This window comes from Cellvibrio sp. (assembly GCF_053579595.1).
The window spans coordinates 1-3,178 of sequence record NZ_JBRFPI010000221.1 but is presented as its reverse complement, the minus strand read 5'-3'; the positions used below and the strand labels follow the sequence as shown (position 1 = coordinate 3,178).

Below are 3,178 nucleotides of genomic sequence, written 5' to 3'. Positions count from 1 at the left end.
ACTGGTGTGCAGGCGAGTCCTGTTCTCTGGACAATCACCGATGCAGAGTTTGAACAACTGTTGGATGCAATAGCTGGTCAACCGGCGTCGGTTGCTCCTGCATCAGCTGCAGCTGCACCCGTCAGTACATCGGGCAGCGATGAAATTACTGAAGATGAATTTGATGCACTACTTGATCAATTGCACGGCAAAGGTAGTGCGCCTGGCGTAGCTGCCCCCGCGGCAGCTGTTGTTGTATCTGCTACTGCTTCCAGTAATGAAATTACCGAAGACGAATTCGAGGCATTACTCGATCAATTGCACGGTAAGGGTAAGGGGCCTGCTGCTGCACCTGCAGCGCCTGTAGTACATGCACCAGACCCGGTTGCCGCCAGCAGTGGCAGTGATTTGATTAGTGATGATGAATTTGATGCGCTACTTGATCAACTTCATGGCAAGGGTAAGGGGCCTGGCGTTACAGCAGCTACGCTCACTTCTTCGGTACCAGCACCTGCCGCAAAAGCTCCTGAAGTAAAACCAGCACCTGCAGTAGCAAAACCTGCTCCTGTTGCAGCCAAAAAAGTAGAGCCGCCTAAACCTGTCGCTGCACCAGCAACCTCTCCTGCACCTGTCAGTGAAAAAGAAGCGCCGCAAGTTGAAACAACTGTGCGTGTCGATACCCAACGTCTCGACGACATTATGAATATGGTCGGCGAATTGGTTTTGGTGCGTAACCGTTTGGTACGTTTAGGTAATAGCTCTACTAATGAGGCTTTGGTAAAGGCTGTTGCGAATCTCGACGTGGTGACTGCCGATCTGCAAACATCGGTCATGAAAACCCGCATGCAGCCGATCAAAAAGGTGTTTGGCCGTTTCCCGCGTGTCGTGCGCGATTTGGCGCGCAGTTTGCGCAAAGAAATCAATCTGGAATTGGTCGGTGAAGAAACTGATCTGGATAAAAATTTGGTAGAAGCGCTCGCCGATCCCCTGGTGCATTTGGTGCGCAACTCGGTCGATCACGGCATTGAGTTTCCAGAAGTGCGAGAGGCCGCCGGTAAACCGCGGTTGGGGCAAGTGATACTCTCGGCAGAACAAGAGGGCGATCATATCCTGCTATCGATTAGTGATGATGGTGCAGGTATGGACCCCGTTAAGCTGCGCACTATTGCTGTCGAAAAAGGGTTGTTTGATGAGGATACCGCCAATCGCCTCTCGGATACCGAAGCCTATAATTTAATTTTTGCTCCAGGTTTTTCTACTAAAAAAGAAATTTCGGATGTGTCGGGGCGCGGTGTGGGTATGGATGTGGTGAAAACCAAAATCACCCAACTTAACGGCACCGTAGAAATTAAATCAGAATTAGGTAAGGGCACACGCTTTATTATCAAGGTGCCACTGACTTTGGCGATTATGCCAACGTTAATGTTTATGCTCGGGCAACAGACTTTTGCGTTTCCGCTGGTGAGTGTCAATGAAATTTTCCATATGGACCTCACCAGAAGCCATATTGTTGACGGCCAGGATTGCGTTGCTATTCGCGACCAGGCAATCCCGTTGTTTTATATGAAAGATTGGTTGGTAAAAAATGCTTATGGTGAGCGCCCGGACAATGCACATGTGGTGATTGTTACTGTTGGCACCCGCCGTGTTGGTTTTGTTGTTGATCAACTGATTGGCCAGGAAGAGGTGGTGATTAAACCACTCGGAAAAATGTTACAAGGTACTCCTGGTATGGCAGGTGCAACCATCACGGGTGATGGCACGATTGCATTAATTTTGGATATTCCCAGTTTATTGCGTCGCTATGCAAAAGGATCTACTAGCTGGGGTCATAGTTAGTTGTCATTAAGCCGGCACTACTTTTTCCCCAAGGTTGCTCCAATCATTTTATTTTCCAAAGCAGTTGCAACTGCGGAGTGAGTTAGATGCCTGTCCGGGTATTAGTAGTTGATGATTCAAATTTCTTTCAGCATCGGCTGAAAGATATTATTAATGAGCATCCGGATTTAAAAGTCATTGGTATCGCCAGCAATGGCCGTGAAGCAGTAGAGAAAGCAGAGCAGCTTAAACCTGATATCATCACTATGGATTTTGAAATGCCGGTGATGGATGGTGTTACGGCAATCAAGCTCATCATGGCGAATCGTAAAGTTCCTATCTTGATGTTTAGCTCTCTCACTTATGAGGGAGCTAAAGTGACTTTGGATGCATTGGCAGCAGGTGCATTGGATTTTATTCCCAAGGATTTTGCTGAAGTATCGCGCAGCTCTGATTCACTCAAGAAGAAACTGCACGAACGGTTAATTACGCTGGCGGGCGTTACTGCACGTACAGTGCCAGTTATCGAGCCGAAACCCTCATCAATTCCTGCTGCGCCTAATTTACGCGCCCCGGTTCCTGTCGCTCCTGCAGCTTCGCGCTCGCCGGTGAACAACCATCAAGATGAATCCTCCAAAACATCCGGCCCAGATAATTATCGTTTAAAAAAACAGCCCAAGATATTAGTTATTGGCGCATCAACCGGTGGGCCAGTCGCCTTGGCAGAAGTATTAATTACCTTGCCGGCAAATTTTCCATTACCGATAGTGCTCGTACAACATATGCCAGAAAATTTTACTAAAGCATTTGCCGAGCGTTTAAACAAACAATGCAATATCCGCGTGCGCGAAGCAGTTGATGGCGACCAGTTGCAACCGGGTTTGGCATTGCTTGCGCCGGGTGGAAAACAGTTGATGCTGGATAAACGCAATGGCGGTTCTGTGCGTGTATTGCCCGATGATGAGCGGGTTAACTACAAGCCTTCATTGGATATCACGTTCGGGTCGGCTGCTAATATTTATGGCGATAAAGTGTTGGGCGTCGTGTTGACCGGAATGGGTTCTGATGGTTGCAATGGTGCTCGCTTATTAAAAGAGGCGGGTTCTGCGCTCTGGTCGCAAGACGAGGCGAGTTGTGTAATTTATGGTATGCCTATGGCTGTCGCTCGCGCTGGATTAACGGATAAAGTGCTTAGCCTGAAAGAGATTGGGCCGCGTTTGGTGCGAGAGGTAATGTAATGGATTTACTCAGTATCCTCGGCGTTATTATTGCGTTTGCTGCAATTATTGCTGGTAATTTTTTAGAAGGTGGAGGTCTGGGCACATTGGTTAATGGCCCCGCCGCTTTTATTGTATTTGGCGGCACCTTTGGGTCTGCAATG

The 3,178-nt window shown here is 48.3% G+C and carries 2 protein-coding genes and 1 pseudogene; all 3 read left to right on the top strand.

All coding sequences use genetic code 11. The features are described from left to right. On the top strand, positions 1-1,818 hold a 1,818-nt coding region (locus tag ACWA6V_RS13785), incomplete at its 5' end, for a chemotaxis protein CheA (RefSeq protein ID WP_449523032.1). Positions 1,819-1,904: 86 nt separating this feature from the next. Beyond that, the gene (locus ACWA6V_RS13780; RefSeq protein WP_449523031.1) at positions 1,905-3,035 is read left to right on the top strand and encodes a protein-glutamate methylesterase/protein-glutamine glutaminase; all 1,131 of its coding nucleotides are present in this window, start codon (positions 1,905-1,907) and stop codon (positions 3,033-3,035) included. Further along, positions 3,035-3,178 (top strand): annotated as a pseudogene (motC, locus tag ACWA6V_RS13775) (flagellar motor protein); the annotation flags it as partial. The gene ACWA6V_RS13780 and the pseudogene motC, both read left to right, overlap by 1 nt.